Origin of the sequence: Butyrivibrio sp. DSM 10294, assembly GCF_028539135.1 — a bacterium.
Classification (GTDB): Bacteria; Bacillota; Clostridia; order Lachnospirales; family Lachnospiraceae; genus Butyrivibrio.
Window position 1 is genome coordinate 84,494 of the sequence record NZ_JANSWL010000062.1, and the last position, 21,693, is coordinate 106,186.

The window sequence follows — 21,693 nt, forward strand, 5'->3', positions numbered from 1 at the left end:
CCGCAGGCGCCTTGTGCGCTCTGCGGAATTTTGGGCGTTATAGAAAAGCTTTATATTTCGTTCACAGAATTTTAAAGGAATATTGATATACTATACATAGAAGAATCAGGCAGAAAGGAAGTGAAGTCTATGGCAGTTAAACACCAGGACTACTCCAAAGTCGATTTCGCAGCGATTGCGGGCGGCGTAGACAAGATGATTGAAAGCGATTCTATAACTCAGACAGATATAGAGAATATCCTTAAGATCAAGGATCAGGTAAGAGAATTTCAGGTTCTTATGATGAAATACGAATGTGCTTTATCAGAAGTAAGGACCAAGTTTGATGTACTTAACAAGGAATTATCAGTCATAACCAACAGAAATCCCATCGAGTCTATCAAGATGAGGATCAAGACTCCCGTCAGTATCTATAACAAGCTTAGCAATAAGGGCGTTGATTTCACTCTTGAGAACATCAACGATCAGCTCTCCGACATAGCCGGTATCAGAGTAATCTGTTCCTTTGTAGATGATATCTACATGCTGGCGGAATGTCTTCAGAACCAGGACGATATAACGGTATTACAGAAAAAGGACTATATCAAGAAACCCAAGAAGAGCGGTTACAGAAGCCTTCATCTTATAATTCAGATACCTATATTCCTTACCGACAGGAAGGAATACATGAAGGTAGAGGTTCAGTTCAGAACCATAGCAATGGATTTCTGGGCAAGTCTTGAACATAAGATGAAATACAAGAAGAATATCGAGAACCAGGATGTTATAGTTGATGACTTAAAATTCAGTGCAGACCTTATCAATCAGCTGGATCGCAGAATGCAACAGATCAGAGAGCGGATTGATGCAAGCGAAGATAAGTGATAGGTTTGGAAATAATACAGCTTTCATAATCATGTCATGAGTAAGAGCCGGAGGGAACAACCTTCCGGCTCTTTTGTCTTAATTTATTAATAATGTATGCATCAGTCATTTATTGCAGTCCAGCGTCCGCTTGCGCCGCAGGGAAGCACAAGACCGTTGCCCTTAACGGGAAGTCCGATCTCATCAGCTTCAACTGTGCCCTTATGAATGGGATCAAGGACAGTGTGAAGCATATAAGAAAGAACAGCCGGCTGCAGGCCTGTTGTGTATGAATTAATCAGGAAGAACAGCGGCTTATCTGATAAAAGCTGAGAAGATAGCTTGATGAAAGGGAAAACCGATTCTTCAATCTTCCAGATCTCACCCTTGGGACCTCTTCCGTAGGAAGGAGGATCCATGATGATTCCGTCGTACTTGTTGCCGCGTCTTATTTCTCTTTCAACGAATTTTACACAGTCATCAACAAGATACCTGATGGGGGCATCGCCAAGACCTGAGGACGCAGCATTCTCTTTTGCCCAGGCTACCATGCCCTTGGCTGCGTCAACGTGAGTTACACTGGCACCTGCCTTGGCAGCTGATACTGTAGCACCGCCGGTATAGGCGAAAAGGTTAAGAACCTTGATCGGGCGATCAGCTTCTTTAATTAATGAAGAGAACCAATCCCAATTGGCTGCCTGCTCAGGGAAAAGGCCTGTGTGCTTGAAACTGAAGGGCTTAAGGTTAAAGGTAAGTTCCTTATAATTAATGGACCATTCTTCGGGGAGATTCTTGAACTCCCATTCACCGCCGCCCTTGTTGGAGCGATGGTAGTGACCGTTCCATTTCTTCCAGCCGAAGTGCTTTTTGTCTGTGTTCCATATTACCTGGGGGTCCGGTCTTACAAGAAGGTAGTCACCCCATCTCTCAAGCTTCTCACCTGAGGAGGTGTCGATAACCTCATAGTCTTTCCATCCGTCTGCAATCCACATATGTTTCTCCTTATAAATGTCTATGGACAATAAATATTTTATAATTGTTTACTTATTGATAATGGTTATTTACTTATATTAATGATAGTATCAGTAAAATGCGCATTTTAAAATAGGAAAAAGCGCAGGATGTATTCTACTACCGAAGGAGCTGCCGGAGTAGTGTGAATTTCCAATATGATAAAAAACATCAAGAAAAACAAGCGAAAAACACCTAATATGCGAAAAAAGAGATTAATTTTAAAAAAGGTGTTGCATTAAATACCAAAATGTTTTATACTCATAAACGCTGTGACATGATAGCTATGAAGCGTGAGGTTGCTGCTTTATCCAGTTAAGCAGGTTTTCCGTGGAGCGAATGTCAAGGACCGAGTGATCGGCCAAACAAACTGACGACAAGTCACTGTACAGTTAATTTAGGTCTGCCGACTAACCCGAGGCAGAAACGACGTGTAGGATAAGTTCGGGATCTTATTTTGCGATGAGGTTCTGGACACACACGGGAGAGTGTACAGTCACCGCTTGTCGTACTTATTCATAAAAGTGCGAAAAGGAGGCGACTTTTTTTATGGCAAATCAGGTAATGAGAATTACACTTAAGGCTTATGATCATCAGCTTGTTGATGCATCTGCCAAGAAGATTATCGAGACAGTCAAGAAGAATGGATCTCAGGTTTCCGGACCTGTACCTCTTCCTACTAAGAAGGAAGTTGTTACAATTCTCCGTGCTGTTCACAAGTACAAGGATTCCAGAGAGCAGTTCGAGCAGAGAACACACAAGAGACTTATCGATATCATCACACCTACATCAAAGACAGTTGAGGCTCTTCAGAGACTCGAGATGCCTGCAGGTGTTAACATAAATATCAAGATGAAATAATAACAGACCTCTACTAGTATGATGCGAGACGCATGATGCCGCGATAACTGGAGAGTTGCTGATAGGCAATTGAAGCGACATTGCGAATGAAGTAAGCATCCGCTGTAGACGTAATAAGGAGGTAAAAAAACATGAAGAAGGCTATTTTAGCTACTAAAGTCGGAATGACTCAGATCTTCAAGGAAGATGGTTCACTGGTTCCTGTAACTGTTCTTCAGGCAGGACCATGCGTAGTAACTCAGATCAAGACAGTTGAGAACGATGGTTACAGCGCTGTTCAGGTTGGTTACGTTGACAAGAAAGAGAAGACTGTCAACAAGGACAAGAACGGCAGCAAGACAATCTATCACCGTCATGGCGCTACTAAGGCTGAGCAGGGACATTTCAAGAAGGCTGGAGTTTCTTGCAAGAGATATGTAAGAGAGTTTAAGTTCGAGAATGCTGCTGATTATGCACTTGGCGCAGAGATCAAGGCTGATATCTTCGCAGAAGGCGACAAGATTGACGCAACAGCTGTTTCAAAGGGAAAAGGATTCCAGGGTGCTATTAAGAAGAACGGTCAGCACAGAGGACCTATGGCACACGGTTCCAAGTTCCACCGTCATCAGGGTTCTAATGGCTCAAGTTCAGATCCCAGCCGCGTATTCAAGGGCAAGGGAATGCCTGGTCACATGGGCAGCGTAAAGGTAACAGTTCAGAATCTTGAGGTTGTAAGAGTAGATGCTGACAAGAATCTTATTCTTGTTAAGGGTGCTATTCCCGGACCTAAGAAGGGACTTGTTACAATCAAGGAAACCGTTAAGGTTGAAGGCTAATAGAACGCGAAAGGAGGAACCATACAGATGGCTAATGTATCTGTTTACAATATGGAAGGCAAAGAAGTTGGCTCAATTGAATTAAATGATGCTATCTTCGGAGTTGAAGTAAATGAACATCTCGTACACATGGCAGTTCTTCAGCAGCTCGCTGACAAGCGCCAGGGTACACAGAAAGCAAAGACACGTTCTGAAGTTTCCGGAGGCGGAAGAAAGCCTTGGAGACAGAAGGGAACCGGTCACGCAAGACAGGGTTCAATCAGAGCTCCTCAGTGGAAGGGCGGCGGAGTTGTATTTGCTCCCGTTCCAAGAGATTATTCTTTCAAGATGAACAAGAAAGAGAAGAGAGCTGCTCTTAAGTCTGCTCTTACAGACAAGGCAGTTAACAACAACATCGTAGTTGTTGATGAGCTTAAGTTCGACGAGATCAAGACCAAGAAGTTCGCTGAGGTTATGAACAACCTTAAGGCAACTCGTAAGGCTCTTGTAGTTCTTGCAGACAATGATAAGAACGTAGTTCTTTCAGCAAGAAACCTCGCTGAGGCTAACACAACACTTACAAACACACTTAATGTTTATGATATCGTAAACGCTAGAACACTCGTCCTTACTAAGGATGCAGTAGCAAAGATAGAGGAGGTGTATTGCTAATGGCAGCATTACAGTATTATGACGTAATCCTTAAGCCTGTTCTTACAGAGAAGAGCATGAACGGCATGGCAGATAAGAAGTACACTTTCCTTGTTAATCCTGAAGCTAACAAGACACAGATCAAGGAAGCTGTAGAGAAGATGTTCGAGGGAACAAAGGTTGCCAAGGTTAACACAATCAATTCCGACGGTAAGAGAAAGAGACGTGGAATGATCGTAGGCTTCACAGCTAAGACCAAGAAGGCTATTGTTCAGCTTACTGAAGACAGCAAGGACATCGAGATCTTCCAGGGACTTTAATTATAAGTAACTCATAACTATACGTACGGATCCAAACAAAGTCCGGGATCCAAATGATTTGATCATTAGATACGTGATAAACAAAAAGGAGAAAAAATCATGGGAATTAAGAAATACGGCCCATATACCCCTTCCAGAAGAAACATGACAGGATCTGATTTCTCAGAGATCACAAAGAAGACTCCCGAGAAGTCACTCGTTGTTTCAAAGAACAGCAAGGCTGGTCGTAACAACCAGGGTAAGATCACTGTTAGACATCGTGGATGCGGCGGCAGAGTTAAGTACAGAATTATCGATTTCAAGAGAAACAAGGACGATATGCCTGCAAAGGTTATCGGAATTGAGTATGATCCTAACAGATCAGCAAATATCGCGCTCATCGAGTACGAGGATGGCACAAAGGCTTATATCCTTGCACCTAACGGTCTTAAGGATGGCATGACAGTTATGAACGGTGCTAACGCAGAAGTTCGTGTTGGTAACTGCCTCCCTCTTTCACAGATTCCTGTCGGTGAAAACGTACACAACGTTGAGCTTTATCCCGGAAAGGGTGGCCAGATGGTTCGTTCAGCCGGTAACGCTGCACAGCTTATGGCTAAAGAAGGTAAGTATGCAACACTTCGTCTTCCTTCAGGCGAGATGAGAATGGTTCCTATCGAGTGCCGTGCAACAATCGGTGTAGTAGGAAACGGTGATCACAACCTTATCAACTATGGTAAAGCCGGAAGAATTCGTCACATGGGTATCCGTCCTACAGTTCGTGGTTCTGTTATGAACCCCAACGACCATCCACACGGTGGTGGTGAAGGTAGAGCTCCTATCGGACGTTCTGGCCCTAGCACACCTTGGGGCAAGCCTGCTCTTGGTTACAAGACACGTAAGGCTAAGAAGGCTTCTAACAAGCTGATCGTAAGAAGAAGAAACGGTAAAGCCATCAAATAAGGAGGAATGAAATGTCTAGATCACTTAAAAAGGGACCTTTTGCAGACGCAAGCCTGCTTAAGAAGATAGATGCTATGAACGCAGAGGGCCAGAAGCAGATAGTTAAGACCTGGTCACGTCGTTCTACAATTTTCCCGTCTTTTGTTGGACACACAATCGCTGTTCATGACGGAAGAAAGCATATTCCTGTATATGTTACTGAAGATATGGTTGGACACAAGCTCGGTGAGTTTGTTCCCACAAGAACATTCAGAGGACATGCTGGAAATTCTCCTGCAGAGAGAAAGAGCAGCGTAAACTAATATTTGTTCGACGAAAGGAGGTTAATCCATGGAAAACGAGATCAAGCATAGATCAAAAATTAAAAGAGACAGAAATCGTGACAATAAAGAAACAAGACCTTTTGCAAAGTTATCTTATGCAAGAATACCAGTTCAGAAGGCATGCTTTGTCATGGATGCTATCAGAGGAAAGGATGTTGAGACTGCACTTGCAATCCTCGCATACAATCCCAGATATGCTTCAAGCGTAATCTACAAGCTTCTTAACAGCGCTGTAGCTAACGCTGAGAACAACAAGGGCATGAACAGAGCAAATCTTTACATTGCTGAGTGCACTGCCAGCAACGGCCCTATCATGAAGAGAATTCAGCCTAGAGCACAGGGCAGAGCTTACAGAATTAACAAGAGAATGAGTCATCTGACTGTTATTTTGGACGAGAGATAATTGAAAGGAGAAGCACAAAATGGGACAGAAAGTTAATCCTCATGGTCTCAGAGTTGGTGTAATCGCTGACTGGGATTCCAAGTGGTATGCTGAATCTGGCGATTTTGCCAATAATCTTGTAGAAGATTACAATATCAGAAAATTTCTGAAGAAGAAATTATATGCAGCTGGTGTTTCTAAGATCGAGATCGAGAGAGCATCAGACAGAGTTAAGGTTATCGTTTACACAGCTAAGCCCGGTGTTGTTATCGGTAAGGGCGGTGCTGAGATCGAAGTAACCAAGAAAGAGCTTTCTAAGCTTACAGACAAGAAGGTTCTTGTTGATATCAAAGAGATCAAGAAGCCCGATAAGGATGCACAGCTCGTTGCAGAGAACATCGCTCAGCAGCTTGAGAACCGTGTATCATTCAGAAGAGCAATGAAGTCCTGCATGAGCAGAACAATGAAGACAGATGCCCTTGGTATCAAGGCATGCTGCTCAGGCCGTCTCGGTGGTGCTGATATCGCTCGTTCAGAGTTCTACAGTGAGGGAACTATTCCTCTTCAGACACTTAGAGCTGATATCGATTATGGTTTTGCTGAAGCAGACACAACCTACGGTAAGGTTGGTGTAAAGGTATGGATCTACAAGGGTGAAGTACTTCCGACCAAAGCAGGTGAGAATTCAGATAAGGAAGGGAGCGATAAATAATGTTAATGCCAAAGAGAGTTAAGCACCGCAAGCAGTTCCGCGGTTCAATGGCTCATAAAATTACTCGTGGTAACAAAATTAGTTACGGTGAATTCGGTATCGTTGCGCTTGAGCCTTGCTGGATCAATTCAAACCAGATTGAGGCAGCCCGTGTAGCTATGACACGTTTCATCAAGCGTGGTGGTCAGGTTTGGATCAAAATCTTCCCTGACAAGCCTGTCACATTAAAGCCTCTTGGAACTCGAATGGGTTCTGGTAAGGGTGCAACTGACAGATGGGTAGCTGTTGTTAAACCCGGTCGTGTAATGTTCGAGATCGGTGGTGTTGCCGAAGCCGATGCGAGAGAAGCTCTTCGTCTTGCGACTCACAAGCTTCCTTGCAGATGCAAGATCGTATCTAAGGCTGATTTGGAAGGCGGTGTATCTAATGAAGACTAATAAGTATGTAGAAGAGCTTAAGGCTAAGTCAGCTGATGAGCTTCAGACAGAGCTTGTTTCAGCTAAGAAGGAGCTTTTCAATCTTAAGTTCCAGAACGCTACAAACCAGTTGGATAATACAGCAAGAATCAAAGAAGTAAGAAGAAATATTGCAAGAATCCAGACTGTTATTACACAGAATGCTAAGGCTTGATCGCCTTAACCTTGACTTTATAAAGGAGAAATAGACCGTGGAAAGAAATTTAAGAAAAACGCGTGTTGGTAAAGTAACAAGCGATAAGATGGATAAAACCATCACAGTTTCCATTGAGGACCATGTTAAGCATCCTCTTTACAAGAAGATCGTAAAGAGAACTTATAAGCTTAAGGCTCATGACGAGAACAATGAGTGCCGTATTGGTGACACAGTTAAGGTCATGGAGACAAAGCCTATCTCCAAGGATAAGAGATGGAGACTTGTATCCATTATTGAACGTGCAAAGTAATTCAAAAAAGGAGAAATATCATGATTCAGCAGGAAAGTAGACTGAAGGTCGCTGATAACACAGGTGCTAAAGAGCTTCTTACAATCCGTGTTATGGGTGGATCTACAAGAAGATATGCGAGAATCGGCGACACAATAGTTGCTTCTGTTAAAGAAGCAACACCCGGTGGAGTTGTAAAGAAGGGTGACGTTGTTAAGGCTGTTGTCGTTCGTACTGTAAAAGAGACACGTCGTAAGGACGGTTCCTACATCAGATTTGATGAGAACGCTGCTGTTGTTATCAATGAAGATGGTACGCCTAAGGGAACACGTATATTTGGACCCGTAGCCAGAGAGCTTCGTGAGAAAAAGTTCATGAAGATCCTTTCTCTTGCTCCGGAAGTATTATAAGGAGGCGCCCATATGTCAACAAGTAAGATCAAGAAGGGTGATATGGTTAAGGTTATCGCCGGTGGTGAAATCGACAAGGAAGGAAAAGTCCTTTCAGTTGATACAAAGAACGGAAAGGTAGTCGTTGAGGGTGTCAACAAGGCAATCCATCACGAGAAGCCTTCTGCAAAGAATCCTAATGGCGGTATTGTAGAGCGCGAAGCTGCTCTTGATATCTCAAACGTTATGTTACTTCATAACGGACAGCCTACCAAGGTCGGATTCAAAGTAGAGAAAGACGAGAATGGTAAGGTTGTTAAGAAAAGCCGCATCGCTAAGAAGACCGGTGAGGTTATCGACTAATTCAGGAAGGAGGTAAATAACGTTGAGTAGATATAAGGATTTATACAAGAACGAGATCGTTGATGCTATGACAAAGAAGTTCGGTTACAAGAACGTAATGGAAGTTCCCAAGCTCGACAAGATCGTTATCAATATGGGCGTTGGAGAGGCTAAGGAGAATGCTAAGCTTCTTGAGAATGCCGCTAATGATATGGCTATTATTTCTGGTCAGAAGCCTGTAATCACAAAGGCTAAGAAGTCAATCGCTAACTTCAAACTTAGAGAGGGTATGCCTATCGGATGTAAGGTAACTCTTCGTGGCGACAAGATGTACGATTTCCTTGATCGTCTCGTAAACCTTGCACTTCCTCGTGTACGTGACTTCAGAGGAATCAATCCCAACGCATTTGATGGCAGAGGAAACTATGCTCTTGGTATCAAGGAGCAGCTCATCTTCCCTGAGATCGAGTACGATAAGATTGACAAGACAAGAGGTATGGACATCATTTTCACAACAACAGCTAAGACAGACGAGGAGGCTCGTGAGCTTCTTACTCTGTTCAATATGCCTTTTGCAAAGTAATTATAGGAGGGAAAGAAACACATGGCTAAATTATCCATGAAGTTAAAACAGCAGATGAAACCAAAGTTCTCTACACGTGCTTATAACCGTTGTAAGATCTGCGGTCGTCCTCATGCTTATCTTAGAAAGTACGGAATCTGCAGAATTTGCTTCCGTGAGCTTGCATATAAGGGCGAGATTCCTGGTGTTAGAAAAGCATCTTGGTAATTCACACAGTTTATAATTGTGATCCGGGATGGGGATCACATTTTATAAAAAAATAGAAGTTTAGTAATTGAGGGCTCAGCCCTCAGACATTGCGGCTTCGTGTCTCTGCTCAATTCGGGGAGTAGTAAGGCGAAGCAATAATAATTAAGGAGGCAATTATAAAATGGCAATGAACGATCCTATTGCAGATATGCTTACAAGAATTCGTAACGCAAACACTGCAAAGCATGACACTGTTGATGTTCCTTCTTCAAAGATGAAGCTTGCAATCGCAAACATCCTTCTTGAAGAGGGTTATATTAAGAAGCTTGATGTAATCGAAGATGGCGCTTTCAAGACTCTTCACATCACTCTTAAGTATGGCGTAGACAGAAACGATAAGGTTATCACAGGCCTTAAGAGAATCTCTAAGCCCGGTCTTCGTGTATACGCAGGCAAGGAAGAGCTTCCCAGAGTATTAGGTGGTCTTGGTATTGCAATTCTTTCAACTAACCAGGGCGTTGTAACTGATAAAAAAGCAAGAGAGCTCCAGGTTGGTGGCGAAGTTCTTGCATTCATTTGGTAAATTGGAGGTACGGGCATGTCACGAATTGGAAAAATGCCAATCGCAGTTCCTGCTGGTGTAACAGTAGAAGTTGCAGAAAATAATAAGGTGACTGTAAAGGGACCTAAGGGTACCCTTACAAGAGTTTTCCCTGCAGAGATTCTTTTCGAGCAGGGCGACGGACAGATCGAGGTTAAGAGACCTGACGATCAGAAGAAGACAAGAGCTTTACACGGCCTTTCAAGAAGCCTTCTCAACAACATGGTTGTTGGTGTAACAGATGGTTTTGAGAAAAAGCTTGAGGTAAACGGTGTAGGTTACAGGGCTGCTAAGAATGGCAAGACACTCTCTCTTACACTTGGTTATTCACATCCTGTAGAACTTGAAGATCCTGAGGGAATCGAGACAGTTGTAGAGGGTCAGGTAATCACAGTTAAGGGTATCGACAAAGAGGCGGTTGGCCAGCACGCTGCAATCATCAGAGAGAAGAGAGCTCCCGAGCCTTATAAGGGCAAAGGAATCAAGTATTCTGATGAGGTTATCAAGCGTAAAGTTGGTAAGACCGGTAAGAAATAATTAAGATAAGGAGAGTGCAAAATGGTTAGTAAGGAATCAAGACAGAAAATTCGTGTTAAAAAGCACATGAAGATTCGTAATCGTTTCAGCGGCACAGCTGAAAGACCACGTTTAGCAGTATTTAGAAGCAATAATCATGTATATGCACAGGTTATTGATGATGTTGCCGGCAAGACACTTGTATCTGCTTCAACTCTTGAAAAAGATATCAAGGCTGAGCTTAAGAATACAGACGACATTGAAGCAGCAACAAAGGTTGGAGACGTTGTTGCAAAGAGAGCTCTTGAGAAGGGCATCAAGGCTGTTGTATTCGACAGAGGCGGTTATATTTACCACGGCAAGGTTAAGGCTGTTGCCGAGGCTGCCAGAGAAGCTGGCTTGGAATTCTAAGAAGGGAGAACACACAAAATGAAGCGTAATATCGTTGATGCAAGTCAGCTCGAATTGACAGATAAAGTTGTAACCATCAAGCGTGTTACAAAGGTTGTTAAGGGTGGACGTAACATGAAGTTCACTGCACTCGTAGTAGTTGGTGACAACAATGGACACGTTGGTGTAGGTCTTGGAAAGTCTACTGAAATTCCGGATGCTATCCGTAAGGGTAAGGAAGATGCTACCAAGAACCTGATCACTGTTCCTCTTGATGAGAACAACTCAATCACACATGATTTTATTGGTAAGTTCGGATCTGCTGAGGTTTTACTTAAGAGATCTCCTGAAGGTACCGGTATCATCGCTGGTGGTCCCGCTCGTTCCGTATGTGAGCTTGCAGGCATCAGAAATATCAGAACAAAGTCACTTGGTTCAAATAACAAGCAGAACGTTGTTTATGCTACAATCAATGGCCTTGCTCAGTTAAAGACACCTGAAGAAGTAGCTGCAAAGCGCGGTAAGTCTGTAGCAGAAGTAACCGCATAATAAAAGGAGAAAATCAATGGCAAACGAGAAGAAACTTAAGATCACATTGGTTAAGTCCACAATTGGAGCTGTTCCTAAGCAGGTAGCTACCGTAAAATCAATGGGATTCAAGAAACTTAACAGTTCTGTTGAACTTCCTGACAACTCTGCAACAAGAGGTCAGATTCAGCAGATCAGACACCTTGTAAAGGTTGAAGAGATCTAATATCGTTTTGGTACAAAATTAACGGTAATAGAAAATTTTTGTAAATAAAATTTCATCCGGGACTGTTTTACTGTATGCAAGTGGTGTATAATAATATATGTGCTGCGTTGAGCGTACAAAGTCCCGGCATCTATAAGGAGGAATATCATGGAATTATCCAACTTAAGACCTGCTGAGGGTTCTGTACAGAGCGATAATTTTAGAAGAGGTCGTGGCCATGGTTCAGGAAATGGCAAGACCGCTGGTAAGGGACACAAGGGTCAGAAGGCTCGTTCTGGTGCTCCCAGACCTGGTTTCGAAGGTGGTCAGATGCCACTGTTCAGAAGACTTCCTAAGAGAGGTTTCAAGAACATCAACCATAAGAATATCGTAGGCATCAATCTTAGCGCACTTGAAGTATTTGATAACGGAGCAGTTGTCGATATTCAGGCACTCAAGGATCAGGGAATCATCAAGAAAGAACTTGACGGCGTGAAGATCCTCGGCAACGGAGAATTTACTAAGAAGCTTACGGTTAAGGCTAATGCGTTCAGCGCATCTGCTAAGGAGAAGATCGAGGCTCTTGGTGGAACAACAGAGGTGATCTAATAATGTTTAAGTCCCTAATGAATGCATTAAAAGTCAGAGAATTAAGAGTAAAGATCCTTTTCACAATTGCGATGCTCGCAGTTATAAGACTTGGATCTGCGGTACCGGTTCCCGGTATGAATGTCTCAGTATTCCAGAATTGGTTTAAGAGCCTTTCAAGCAGCGATTCTTTTGGCTTCATGGATCGATTCACCGGTGGATCCTTTGAGAACATGTCAATCCTGGCACTCAATATCACACCGTACATTACTTCATCCATTATTATCCAGCTTCTCACAATTGCAATTCCCAAGTTTGAGGAATGGCAGAGAGATGGTGAGGATGGAAGAAAGAAGCTTACAGCACTCACAAGATATGTGACTGTAGCACTTGCTTTGATCGAGTCCATTGCAATGGCTATTGGTTTTTACAGAAATCAAGGCTTCCTCACAGAGCAGTCAATCTTCCTGGTAATCCAGGTTGTTGTAGCTCTTACAGCCGGCAGTGCATTCCTGATGTGGATAGGTGAAAGAATCACAGAAAATGGGGTTGGAAACGGTATATCTATAGTTCTGACTATCAACATTCTTTCAAGAATGCCGTCAGATTTCAAGGCGCTTTACGATCAGTTCGTAAGCGGCAAGCCTATTGCAAGGGGAGTTGTATCAGGCATTATCATTATTGCAGTAGTTGTTGCGATGGTTGTAATGGTAGTTCTTCTTAACGGCGCTGAGCGCAGAATTCCTGTTCAGTATGCTAAGAAGATTCAGGGAAGAAAGACTTACGGTGGAAACCGTTCCGAGATTCCTCTGAAAGTCAATACAGCCGGCGTTATGCCAATCATTTTTGCAATGTCTCTGTTCCAGTTCCCTATTATAATCACACAGCTTGTTGGTTATAAAGGAACAGGATTCTGGGGTAAGTTCGTTGCATATTTGAATCAGAGCAACTGGTGCAATCCTAACCATTGGAATTATTCAATCGGTTTAATTGTTTATATTTTATTGTTGATCTTCTTTGCTTATTTCTATACTTCAATCACTTTCAATCCGATTGAGATTGCAGAGAACATGAAGAAGCAGGGTGGATTCATCCCGGGAATCAGACCTGGTAAGCCTACCAGCGAGTACCTTAACAACATTCTGAACTACATCATTTTCATTGGAGCATGCGGACTCACCATCGTTGGTGTACTTCCTATCTTCTTCAATGGTATGTTCGGAGCTAAGGTTTCCTTCGGCGGCACCAGCCTTATCATCGTAGTAAGCGTTATCTTAGAGACAATCAAGCAGATTGAATCTCAGATGCTCGTTAGAAACTACAAGGGATTCCTTGAAGATTGATTATTAAAAACAATATGAGGTTTCAGGATTTGCTTATGTAAATCCTGAAACCTTTTTTGTTCTATCTCTTTTTCTATGGAAAAGTTTGTGATAACATAGTTAGTTGTGAGGTTTTTTCGAAAAATAATAGGAAAAGAGAAGGAAACACAAGTATGAAAATTATTATGTTGGGTGCACCCGGAGCGGGAAAAGGTACACAGGCTCAGATGATCGCGGATAAATACAATATCCCCCACATCTCTACAGGAGATATTTTCAGAGCTAATATCAAGAATGGAACAGAGCTTGGCAAGAAGGCCAAGGAGTATATGGACAAGGGACTTCTTGTTCCCGATGAGCTCACAGTTGAGCTTCTCCTTGACAGAGTTGCCAATGAGGATTGCAAGGACGGCTATGTTCTTGATGGATTTCCACGTACTATTCCCCAGGCTGACGTTCTGGATGCAGAACTCACCAAGCTTGGTGACAAAGTAGATTTTGCTGTAAATGTAGACGTTCCCGACGAGAACATTGTTCGCAGAATGTCAGGAAGAAGAGCCTGCCTTAAGTGCGGTGCTACTTACCATATTGAGCACATTCCTCCGAAGCAGGAAGGAATCTGTGATAAATGCGGAAGCGAGCTTGTTTTGAGAGCGGATGATGCGCCTGAGACAGTTCAGAACAGATTATCCGTTTATCATGAGCAGACTCAGCCACTTATTGATTATTATGACAAGAAGGGCATTTTAAGAACCGTAGACGGAACAAAGGATATGAAGGACGTATTTAATGCTATCGTCGACATTCTTAATGCATAAGATTTCGGTACATACCATATGGCTATAACAATTAAAAGCGATGAAGAATTGGAACTGATGAGGAAGTCGGGACATCTTTTGGCTAAGGTTCACGAAGAACTCCATGCCGCCGTAAGACCCGGTATCTCAACTCAGGAGCTTGACGAGATTGGCGAGAGGACAATCAGGGCATTGGGAGGCATTCCCAACTGCAAGGACTATGAAGGATTTCCTGCAGCCGTGTGTATATCAGTCAATGATGAAGTTGTCCATGGAATACCCAGTAAGGACAGGATCCTTAAGGAGGGTGATATAGTCACCTTCGATACGGGACTTATCTATAAGGGATACCATTCGGATGCGGCCAGGACCTGGGGCGTTGGCAAGATCTCAGATGAGGCTCAGAAGCTAATTGATGTTACCAGAGAGAGCTTTTTTGAAGGAATCAAAAAGGCCAGGGCCGGCAACAGGCTTCATGAGATCTCAAATGCGATAGATGCATATATTAAGCCCTACGGCTACGGCATAGTCAGAGAACTGACGGGACACGGTATAGGAACGAGCCTGCATGAAGAGCCCAACGTACCTAATTTCAGACAATGGCGCAGGGGCGTCAAACTGAAGAAGGGAATGACGATCTGCGTAGAGCCCATGATCACCATGGGACAGCGATATGTAGGATGGCTGGACGATGAATGGACAGTGGTAACTGTTGACGGATCGCTGGCTGCACATTATGAAAATACCATCGCCATAACAGATGGTGAACCGGAGATATTGACAATAGTGTAAGCATAGGATATTATGCTATTCGGGTTTTTGATTAGATTAAGGAGGAAAAAGATGTCAAAGGCTGATGTAATTGAAATTGAAGGAAAAGTTATCGAGAAGCTTCCCAACACCATGTTCCAGGTAGAGCTTGAGAACGGCCATGTTGTTTTAGCTCATATCAGTGGTAAACTTAGACAGAATTTCATCAGAATTTTGCCCGGTGACAAAGTAACACTTGAGCTGTCACCTTACGATCTTACCAAGGGCAGAATCATCTGGAGAGATAAATAATATATCGAAATATAAGACGGCATCGGATATCAAGGTATCTGATGCCGCTTTTTTATTTCATATTAAGATCTGCATATTTCGTCGATCGCATTCAGTTCTTCCTGTGAAAAGACTGTATTTTCAATTGCTTTTATGTTATTAAGAATCTGAGATGGTTTGGATGCACCTATCAAAACCGATGTAATATAGTCGTCTTTAAGATCCCAGGCAAGAGCCATTTCTGCAAGAGTCTGATTTCTTCTTTTGGCTATTTCATTAAGTGCCCTTATCTGTCCGAGTTTTTCTTCGGTCAGCTGACCTTCCTTAAGGAAACGACCATCGGTACGGATTCTGCTGTCTTCAGGAATTCCGTCAAGGTATCTGTTTGTCAGAAGTCCCTGTGCAAGAGGAGAGAAGCAGATGATTCCTTTGCCGAGCTTTTTTGAAGTCTCCTTAAGACCGTTCTTTTCTATGCTTCTGTCGAAGATGCTGTAGCGATTCTGGTTGATGATGAAGGGCACCTTTAGATCCTCGAGGATCTTAGTGGCTTTTTCAAGTGTCTGTCCATCATAGTTGGAAAGGCCGGCATACAATGCTTTACCGCTGTGGACAATCTGGGACAGTGCATTCATGGTCTCTTCCAGAGGCGTCTCAGGATCCATTCTGTGGTGATAGAATATGTCTACATAATCAAGCCCCATGCGCATCAGCGACTGATCAAGGCTTGCGATCAGGTATTTGCGGCTTCCGAAGTTTCCGTAAGGACCGGGCCACATGTCATAGCCTGCCTTGGTTGAGATAATAAGCTCATCCCTGTAGGGCCAGAAGTATTCCTTCATGATCTTGCCCAGGTTGGTCTCAGCGCTGCCGGGCTGAGGGCCGTAGTTATTTGCCAGGTCAAAATGCGTGATGCCGTTGTCAAAAGCGGTTTTACACATCTCTACCATGTTTTCGTAATTTCCTGTATCCCCAAAATTGTGCCAGAAGCCCAGAGAAACGGCGGGAAGGAGCAATCCGCTTTTGCCGCATCTGTTGTATCTCATTGTGTCATATCGTTTTTCGCTTGCTCTATACATTGTGTTTTAACCTCCTTCTAACATTGTAATATTGAAGATAAATACAAGAAAGTAAAAAAGGTGAAAATTATAAGCAAATTTAATCAAAATCTGTTATAATCTTTAACGGTTGAAAATTAAATATGTTTCAGTTGTCGCAAAGAGGCTTGGGGAAGCCGTTTTGGCGATGGCAAGGAGGAGAAGCTATGGGAGAAAAAAGACAGGCTATTTATGACGCTACAACGCTGGGGAAGCCTAAGATGGCGCTGCTGGGATTACAGCACATGTTCGCTATGTTTGGGGCTACTATTCTTGTTCCGATTCTGGTCAACGGTTATTTTAACGGAGAAGGCCTTTCGGTACAGGTAACACTTTTATTTGCAGGACTTGGTACACTTCTTTTTCATTTATGTTCTAAATTCAAGGTTCCGGCTTTTCTGGGATCATCATTTGCATTTCTTGGCGGATTCGCCACTGTTGCCAACTTAAATACAGGTAAATATGCTGAGATGACTTACGGGGAGAAACTTCCTTATGCATGCGGAGGTATCGTAGTTGCAGGACTTTTATATCTTGTTCTTGCACTTGTTATCAAGCTTGTGGGAGTTAAAAAGGTAATGCACTTCCTTCCACCTGTAGTTACAGGACCTATCATCATCTGCATCGGTCTTTCACTGGCACCTTCTGCTGTTAACAATGCATCCGTTAACTGGCCTTTGGCTCTGGTTGCTCTTGCGGTTGTTATCGGATTCAATATCTGGGGCAAGGGAATGCTCAGAATTATTCCTATTCTTCTGGGTGTTGTTATCTCTTATGTTGTTGCTCTTGGACTTCAGGCAATAGGCTTTACCAATGCAGACGGCAGCGCTATCATCGATTTTGCACCTATCGCATCAGCAAGCTGGGTTGGACTTCCTCCCTTTGTACTTGCTAAGTTCGATATCACTGCTATTCTTGTAATGGCACCTATCGCAATTGCTACCATGATGGAGCACGTTGGAGATATTTCTGCTATTTCCGCTACTACAGACAGAAACTTCATTGAAGATCCCGGTCTTCACAGAACTCTGCTCGGAGACGGCCTTGCTACAGCTCTTGCTGGAATGTTCGGCGGACCTGCCAATACAACATACGGTGAGAACACAGGCGTTCTTGAGCTGTCCAAGGTATATGATCCCAAGGTTGTAAGACTTGCAGCATGCTACGCTATCGTGATCAGCTTCATTCCCAAGCTGGCTGACATCATCGGCACAATGCCTACTGCCATCATTGGCGGTATCAGCTTCGTTTTATACGGAATGATCTCTGCTATCGGTGTTCGTAACGTAGTTGAGAACAAGGTTGACTTCACTAAGTCAAGAAACCTCATTGTAGCAGCAGTTATCCTGGTATCAGGACTTGGCTTCTCAAACGGAATCACCTTTGAGATCGCAGGCACATCCATTACACTTACATCTCTTGCAATCGCTGCACTTCTTGGAATCATCCTCAATGCAGTACTTCCCGGAAATGATTACGACTTTGGCGTAAATCACCAGGGCGATATCAACAGAGGCGTAAGCTTCAACAATCATGAAAATGTAGGATGACAAATCGTAAAAATATTGTTCAATAATCAAAAAAACACTTGCAAGTTGCTTTTGCTTATGATATAGTGTTAGATGGTCTTTTTAGAAGAAGGGCGTATTATGCCCTTCTTTAGGTATTACATGCTTTTTACCATGCAGGAAAGGAGTAACGATGAAAGTTAGGTCTTCTGTTAAGCCTATGTGCGAAAAGTGCAAGGTTATTAAGAGAAAGGGCGTAATCAGAGTAATCTGTGACAACCCTAAGCACAAACAGAGACAGGGTTAATTCGAGCCGTTTTCGGATTACTTTTTGATACCAATGTGTATTGGAGAGTCGGATTAAACTTTGTCCGATTGGGTCGCGAAATTCTTTTTTGACCCCAATCAAACAAGTAACAGCTCCGCATAAATAAGTCGGAGCAAGAGGAGTAAAGCTTCTCATATCAGTAAATTATTTATTTTTTCAAATGGAGGAATTAAAATGGCTCGTATTGCAGGTGTAGATTTACCTAGAGATAAGCGAGTAGAGATCGGTTTGACATACATCTACGGTATTGGTAGAACAAGCTCAAACAAGATTCTCGAAGCAGCAAAAGTAAATCCGGACACACGTGTTCGTGATCTTACAGACGAAGAAGTAAAGAGAATTGCCGAGATCATCGGTAACGACTACGAAGTAGAAGGTGACCTTAGAAGAGAAGTTGCCATGAACATCAAGAGACTCACAGAGATCGGATGCTTCAGAGGTATGCGTCACAGAAGAGGACTTCCTTGCCGTGGTCAGAGAACTAAGACAAACGCAAGAACAAGAAAAGGACCAAAGAGAACAATCGCTAACAAGAAGAAATAATTTTTTTCGTGAGCTTTTGTATCATATAAGCTTGTGCATGGCGGGCTTAGAAGTAACATTATAACTAGTATTTATAGGAAGAAAGTAGGTTAGTTTAAAATGGCAAATCAGAAATCATCTTCAGCTGCAAAGAAGGCAGCTGCAAAGAAACGTGTCAAGAAAAACGTTGAACACGGACAGGCACACATCCAGTCATCTTTCAATAACACAATCGTTACATTGACAGATGCTGCAGGAAACGCTCTTAGCTGGGCAAGTGCCGGCGGTCTGGGATTTAAGGGTTCAAGGAAATCTACTCCTTATGCTGCACAGGTAGCTGCAGAGACAGCAACTAAGGCTGCTCTTATTCACGGCCTTAAGACTGTTGATGTATTCGTTAAGGGACCCGGTTCAGGAAGAGAAGCTGCAATCAGAGCTCTCGCTGCAAGTGGTCTTACAGTTACATCTATCACAGACGTAACACCTGTACCTCATAACGGATGCCGCCCACCTAAGCGTCGTAGAGTATAATCGGGTTTCCGATCTATTCACAGCATCGAGTTACATGTGCATATAAATTTATGATATTAACTCGTTGGACGAAGGTGCAATTATTCAAAGCATTGTAAACAACATCAGATATCAGGGTATATCTGAGTAAAAGAAAGGAGCCAACAAAATGGCAGTAAACAGAGTTCCCGTATTAAAAAGATGCAGATCACTTGATCTTGATCCAACTTTCCTTGGATATGACAAGAAGTCTAAGAGAACATCAGCTAGAGCTGGTAAGAAGATGAGCGAGTACGGACTTCAGCTCCGCGAGAAGCAGAAGGCTAAGTTCATCTATGGCGTTCTTGAGAAGCCTTTCAGAAACTACTATGACAGAGCCGACAGAATGAAGGGCCAGACAGGTACAAACCTTATGACAATTCTTGAGACAAGACTTGACAACGTAGTATTCAGAATGGGATTTGCTAGAACAAGAAGAGAGGCTAGACAGGTTGTTCTTCATAAGTTCATCACTGTTAACGGCAAGGTTATCAACATCCCTTCATACCTTATCAAGGCTGGCGACGTTATCGAAGTTAAGGAAGCAGCTAAGAACATCCAGAGATTCAAGGATATTTCTGAAATCACTGCTGGCAGACTCGTTCCCGAGTGGCTTGATGTTAACAAGGAAAACCTTCAGGGTACAGTAAAGGAACTTCCTTCAAGAGAAGTTATCGACGTTCCTGTAGACGAAATGCTTATCGTCGAGTTGTATTCTAAGTAATAAATATAGAATTGCGTTGCAATTTTGTGTTAAAATTATCTTGTTAACTAACCACATAAGGAGGGTATATCAGTGTTTGATTTTGAAAGACCAAATATTGAAGTTGCTGAAATTTCAGATGATAAGAAATATGGTAAATTCGTAGTTGAGCCTCTTGAGAGAGGTTACGGTATTACACTGGGCAATTCCCTTCGTAGGATTATGCTCTCTTCATTACCTGGAGCAGCAGTAAGTCAGGTCAAAATCGAAGGCGTACTGCATGAGTTCAGCTCCATCCCCGGCGTTAAAGAGGATGTGACTGAGATCATCATGAATATAAAGAACCTTTCCATCAGAAATTCTTCTGACACAAACGAGCCTAAGACTGCATATATTGAGTTCAACGGCGAGGGCGTTGTTAAGGCTTCAGATATTCAGGTTGACCAGGACATAGAGATCATGAATCCTGATCAGGTTATCGCTACACTTTCCGGCAAGGATGCTAAGCTCTACATGGAGCTCACCATCACTAAGGGAAGAGGTTATGTAAGCTCTGACAAGAATAAGTCCGGCGATCTTCCTATCGGAGTTATCGCTATCGATTCTATCTACACACCTGTAGAGAGAGTAAATGTAACTGTAGAGAATACTCGTGTAGGTCAGGTAACTGACTTTGACAAATTAACACTTGATGTTCACACTGACGGAACACTTGCTCCCGACGAGGCAGTCAGCCTTGCAGCTAAGGTCCTTAGTGAGCACTTAAGCCTCTTCATTGATCTTTCTGAGAATGCCAAGACCGCTGAGGTTATGGTTGAGAAGGAAGACGATGAGAAGGGCAAGGTTCTCGAGATGTCAATTGATGAGCTTGAGCTTTCAGTTCGTTCATTCAATTGCCTTAAGAGAGCCGGTATTAATACCGTTCAGGAACTTGCAAACAAGACTCCTGACGATATGATGAAGGTTCGTAACCTTGGACGTAAGTCCCTCGAGGAGGTTCTTGCTAAGCTTGATGAGCTTGGACTTTCCCTGAGACAGGATGGCGAGCAGTAAATCTTATCAATTAGTTTATGAATTATCCGCGGAGGGTAAATCCGATGGGTACCGAAGCGGATTTCTCATGGCATTTATTAACAGCATCCGGGAAGTAAGTCCAATGAGCATTCTCAGATGTACCACAGAAGGGGGAACCCTTCAGATGAGAAAGGAATTAAAACAATGGCAATGTACAGAAAGCTTGGAAAAGCTACAAAACCCAGAAGAGCACTTCTTCGTAACCAGGTAACAGCACTTCTTTACAACGGAAAGATCGTTACCACAGAGGCAAGAGCTAAGGAAATCAAGAAGATCGTAGAGCCTATGATCACTCTTGCAGCTAAGGAAAAGGACAACTTCGAGACTCTTACAGTTGATTGCAAGGTTCCTGAGAAGGACAAAGACGGCAAGAGAGTAAAAGAGGTTGTAGACGGCAAGAAGGTTACAAAGTATACAACTGTTAAGAAGGAAATCAAGAAGGATCTTCCTTCAAGAATGCACGCAAGACGTCAGCTCCTTAAGACTCTTTATCCTGTAACTGAGGTTCCTACTGAGAAGGCAGGAAGAAAGAAGAACACTAAGGAAGTTGACCTTGTAGCTAAGCTGTTCGACGAGTATGGCCCTAAGTACGCTGATCGTAAGGGTGGTTACACCAGAATGATCAAGATCGGCCAGAGAAAAGGCGATGCAGCTATGATGGTTGTTCTTGAGCTCGTTTAATTG

The 21,693-nt window shown here is 43.0% G+C and carries 35 protein-coding genes; 33 read left to right on the forward strand and 2 right to left on the reverse strand.

Features of this window, described 5'->3' with window-relative positions:
- Positions 1–129: 129 nt before the first annotated feature.
- The gene (locus NXH67_RS06230) at positions 130–864 is read left to right on the forward strand and encodes a GTP pyrophosphokinase (RefSeq protein WP_022778086.1); all 735 of its coding nucleotides are present in this window, start codon (positions 130–132) and stop codon (positions 862–864) included.
- 101 nt (positions 865–965) lie between these two features.
- Here NXH67_RS06230 and NXH67_RS06235 read toward each other — a convergent pair whose 3' ends face one another.
- Positions 966–1,835, reverse strand: coding sequence for a class I SAM-dependent methyltransferase (locus NXH67_RS06235; RefSeq protein WP_272796803.1), 870 nt, complete (start codon positions 1,833–1,835; stop codon positions 966–968).
- A 568-nt stretch (positions 1,836–2,403) separates the two neighbouring features.
- Here NXH67_RS06235 and rpsJ point away from each other — a divergent pair.
- The 25 genes from rpsJ to infA all read left to right on the forward strand — a co-directional run bounded on the left by rpsJ (position 2,404) and on the right by infA (position 15,252).
- Positions 2,404–2,715, forward strand: a complete 312-nt coding sequence (rpsJ, locus tag NXH67_RS06240) for a 30S ribosomal protein S10 (protein ID WP_013279995.1) — start codon at positions 2,404–2,406, stop codon at positions 2,713–2,715.
- A gap of 131 nt (positions 2,716–2,846) precedes the next feature.
- The gene (gene rplC / locus NXH67_RS06245; protein ID WP_022778088.1) at positions 2,847–3,530 is read left to right on the forward strand and encodes a 50S ribosomal protein L3; all 684 of its coding nucleotides are present in this window, start codon (positions 2,847–2,849) and stop codon (positions 3,528–3,530) included.
- Positions 3,531–3,557: 27 nt separating this feature from the next.
- Positions 3,558–4,181, forward strand: coding sequence for a 50S ribosomal protein L4 (rplD, locus tag NXH67_RS06250; RefSeq protein ID WP_022778089.1), 624 nt, complete (start codon positions 3,558–3,560; stop codon positions 4,179–4,181).
- Positions 4,181–4,480: a 50S ribosomal protein L23 gene (rplW, locus tag NXH67_RS06255; RefSeq protein ID WP_022778090.1), complete on the forward strand. Its 300-nt coding sequence runs from the start codon at positions 4,181–4,183 to the stop codon at positions 4,478–4,480. The genes rplD and rplW overlap by 1 nt, the downstream gene beginning before the upstream one ends.
- Positions 4,481–4,579: 99 nt before the next feature.
- Entirely contained in the window at positions 4,580–5,422 is an 843-nt protein-coding gene (rplB, locus tag NXH67_RS06260) for a 50S ribosomal protein L2 (protein WP_022778091.1), read from the forward strand.
- 11 nt (positions 5,423–5,433) lie between these two features.
- The gene (gene rpsS / locus NXH67_RS06265) at positions 5,434–5,724 is read left to right on the forward strand and encodes a 30S ribosomal protein S19 (RefSeq protein ID WP_013280000.1); all 291 of its coding nucleotides are present in this window, start codon (positions 5,434–5,436) and stop codon (positions 5,722–5,724) included.
- A 28-nt stretch (positions 5,725–5,752) separates the two neighbouring features.
- Positions 5,753–6,148 (forward strand): 50S ribosomal protein L22, encoded by a 396-nt coding sequence (gene rplV / locus NXH67_RS06270; protein WP_022778092.1) that lies wholly within the window; start codon positions 5,753–5,755, stop codon positions 6,146–6,148.
- A 19-nt stretch (positions 6,149–6,167) separates the two neighbouring features.
- Positions 6,168–6,839: a 30S ribosomal protein S3 gene (rpsC, locus tag NXH67_RS06275; RefSeq protein ID WP_022778093.1), complete on the forward strand. Its 672-nt coding sequence runs from the start codon at positions 6,168–6,170 to the stop codon at positions 6,837–6,839.
- Positions 6,839–7,276 (forward strand): 50S ribosomal protein L16, encoded by a 438-nt coding sequence (rplP, locus tag NXH67_RS06280; protein WP_022778094.1) that lies wholly within the window; start codon positions 6,839–6,841, stop codon positions 7,274–7,276. The genes rpsC and rplP overlap by 1 nt, the downstream gene beginning before the upstream one ends.
- Positions 7,266–7,469, forward strand: a complete 204-nt coding sequence (rpmC, locus tag NXH67_RS06285; RefSeq protein WP_022778095.1) for a 50S ribosomal protein L29 — start codon at positions 7,266–7,268, stop codon at positions 7,467–7,469. The genes rplP and rpmC overlap by 11 nt, the downstream gene beginning before the upstream one ends.
- Before the next feature lie 37 nt (positions 7,470–7,506).
- The gene (gene rpsQ, locus NXH67_RS06290; RefSeq protein ID WP_013280005.1) at positions 7,507–7,761 is read left to right on the forward strand and encodes a 30S ribosomal protein S17; all 255 of its coding nucleotides are present in this window, start codon (positions 7,507–7,509) and stop codon (positions 7,759–7,761) included.
- Positions 7,762–7,781: 20 nt separating this feature from the next.
- Positions 7,782–8,150: a 50S ribosomal protein L14 gene (rplN, locus tag NXH67_RS06295; RefSeq protein ID WP_013280006.1), complete on the forward strand. Its 369-nt coding sequence runs from the start codon at positions 7,782–7,784 to the stop codon at positions 8,148–8,150.
- Between the two features lie 12 nt (positions 8,151–8,162).
- Complete coding sequence (gene rplX / locus NXH67_RS06300) at positions 8,163–8,492, forward strand: 50S ribosomal protein L24 (protein WP_022778096.1); 330 nt, start codon at positions 8,163–8,165, stop codon at positions 8,490–8,492.
- 22 nt (positions 8,493–8,514) lie between these two features.
- Complete coding sequence (gene rplE / locus NXH67_RS06305) at positions 8,515–9,054, forward strand: 50S ribosomal protein L5 (RefSeq protein ID WP_022778097.1); 540 nt, start codon at positions 8,515–8,517, stop codon at positions 9,052–9,054.
- Between the two features lie 21 nt (positions 9,055–9,075).
- Positions 9,076–9,261 carry a type Z 30S ribosomal protein S14 gene (locus NXH67_RS06310; RefSeq protein ID WP_022764364.1) on the forward strand — a complete coding sequence of 62 codons (186 nt, stop codon included), beginning with the start codon at positions 9,076–9,078 and terminating at the stop codon, positions 9,259–9,261.
- 163 nt (positions 9,262–9,424) lie between these two features.
- Positions 9,425–9,826, forward strand: a complete 402-nt coding sequence (rpsH, locus tag NXH67_RS06315; RefSeq protein WP_022778098.1) for a 30S ribosomal protein S8 — start codon at positions 9,425–9,427, stop codon at positions 9,824–9,826.
- A 15-nt stretch (positions 9,827–9,841) separates the two neighbouring features.
- The gene (gene rplF / locus NXH67_RS06320) at positions 9,842–10,381 is read left to right on the forward strand and encodes a 50S ribosomal protein L6 (RefSeq protein ID WP_022778099.1); all 540 of its coding nucleotides are present in this window, start codon (positions 9,842–9,844) and stop codon (positions 10,379–10,381) included.
- A 21-nt stretch (positions 10,382–10,402) separates the two neighbouring features.
- On the forward strand, positions 10,403–10,771 hold the full coding sequence (gene rplR, locus NXH67_RS06325; RefSeq protein ID WP_022778100.1) for a 50S ribosomal protein L18: 369 nt from the start codon (positions 10,403–10,405) through the stop codon (positions 10,769–10,771).
- An 18-nt stretch (positions 10,772–10,789) separates the two neighbouring features.
- Positions 10,790–11,299 carry a 30S ribosomal protein S5 gene (gene rpsE, locus NXH67_RS06330; RefSeq protein WP_022764367.1) on the forward strand — a complete coding sequence of 170 codons (510 nt, stop codon included), beginning with the start codon at positions 10,790–10,792 and terminating at the stop codon, positions 11,297–11,299.
- Between the two features lie 16 nt (positions 11,300–11,315).
- The gene (rpmD, locus tag NXH67_RS06335; protein WP_022778101.1) at positions 11,316–11,504 is read left to right on the forward strand and encodes a 50S ribosomal protein L30; all 189 of its coding nucleotides are present in this window, start codon (positions 11,316–11,318) and stop codon (positions 11,502–11,504) included.
- A gap of 147 nt (positions 11,505–11,651) precedes the next feature.
- On the forward strand, positions 11,652–12,092 hold the full coding sequence (gene rplO / locus NXH67_RS06340) for a 50S ribosomal protein L15 (RefSeq protein ID WP_022778102.1): 441 nt from the start codon (positions 11,652–11,654) through the stop codon (positions 12,090–12,092).
- Between the two features lie 2 nt (positions 12,093–12,094).
- The gene (gene secY / locus NXH67_RS06345) at positions 12,095–13,414 is read left to right on the forward strand and encodes a preprotein translocase subunit SecY (protein WP_022778103.1); all 1,320 of its coding nucleotides are present in this window, start codon (positions 12,095–12,097) and stop codon (positions 13,412–13,414) included.
- Positions 13,415–13,566: 152 nt separating this feature from the next.
- Positions 13,567–14,211 carry an adenylate kinase gene (locus NXH67_RS06350; protein ID WP_272796804.1) on the forward strand — a complete coding sequence of 215 codons (645 nt, stop codon included), beginning with the start codon at positions 13,567–13,569 and terminating at the stop codon, positions 14,209–14,211.
- An 18-nt stretch (positions 14,212–14,229) separates the two neighbouring features.
- Positions 14,230–14,982, forward strand: a complete 753-nt coding sequence (gene map, locus NXH67_RS06355; protein WP_022778105.1) for a type I methionyl aminopeptidase — start codon at positions 14,230–14,232, stop codon at positions 14,980–14,982.
- A 51-nt stretch (positions 14,983–15,033) separates the two neighbouring features.
- A complete protein-coding gene (infA, locus tag NXH67_RS06360; RefSeq protein WP_013280019.1) occupies positions 15,034–15,252 on the forward strand; it encodes a translation initiation factor IF-1 in 219 nt (72 codons plus the stop codon).
- A 62-nt stretch (positions 15,253–15,314) separates the two neighbouring features.
- On the opposite strand, the gene NXH67_RS06365 is transcribed toward infA, so the two are convergent.
- On the reverse strand, positions 15,315–16,307 hold the full coding sequence (locus NXH67_RS06365) for an aldo/keto reductase (RefSeq protein WP_272796805.1): 993 nt from the start codon (positions 16,305–16,307) through the stop codon (positions 15,315–15,317).
- A gap of 185 nt (positions 16,308–16,492) precedes the next feature.
- On the opposite strand from NXH67_RS06365, the gene NXH67_RS06370 reads away from it, so the two are divergent.
- From NXH67_RS06370 to NXH67_RS06400, 7 genes are all read left to right on the forward strand, one after another.
- The gene (locus tag NXH67_RS06370) at positions 16,493–17,875 is read left to right on the forward strand and encodes a uracil-xanthine permease family protein (protein ID WP_022778107.1); all 1,383 of its coding nucleotides are present in this window, start codon (positions 16,493–16,495) and stop codon (positions 17,873–17,875) included.
- A 151-nt stretch (positions 17,876–18,026) separates the two neighbouring features.
- Positions 18,027–18,140, forward strand: a complete 114-nt coding sequence (rpmJ, locus tag NXH67_RS06375) for a 50S ribosomal protein L36 (protein ID WP_013280022.1) — start codon at positions 18,027–18,029, stop codon at positions 18,138–18,140.
- Positions 18,141–18,335: 195 nt separating this feature from the next.
- Positions 18,336–18,704 carry a 30S ribosomal protein S13 gene (rpsM, locus tag NXH67_RS06380; RefSeq protein WP_026663745.1) on the forward strand — a complete coding sequence of 123 codons (369 nt, stop codon included), beginning with the start codon at positions 18,336–18,338 and terminating at the stop codon, positions 18,702–18,704.
- A gap of 99 nt (positions 18,705–18,803) precedes the next feature.
- The gene (gene rpsK, locus NXH67_RS06385; protein WP_022778109.1) at positions 18,804–19,214 is read left to right on the forward strand and encodes a 30S ribosomal protein S11; all 411 of its coding nucleotides are present in this window, start codon (positions 18,804–18,806) and stop codon (positions 19,212–19,214) included.
- 148 nt (positions 19,215–19,362) lie between these two features.
- Positions 19,363–19,956: a 30S ribosomal protein S4 gene (gene rpsD / locus NXH67_RS06390; RefSeq protein WP_022778110.1), complete on the forward strand. Its 594-nt coding sequence runs from the start codon at positions 19,363–19,365 to the stop codon at positions 19,954–19,956.
- A gap of 72 nt (positions 19,957–20,028) precedes the next feature.
- Positions 20,029–20,988, forward strand: coding sequence for a DNA-directed RNA polymerase subunit alpha (locus NXH67_RS06395; protein WP_022778111.1), 960 nt, complete (start codon positions 20,029–20,031; stop codon positions 20,986–20,988).
- Positions 20,989–21,153: 165 nt separating this feature from the next.
- Positions 21,154–21,690: a bL17 family ribosomal protein gene (locus NXH67_RS06400; protein WP_026668646.1), complete on the forward strand. Its 537-nt coding sequence runs from the start codon at positions 21,154–21,156 to the stop codon at positions 21,688–21,690.
- The last annotated feature ends 3 nt before the right edge of the window (positions 21,691–21,693 follow it).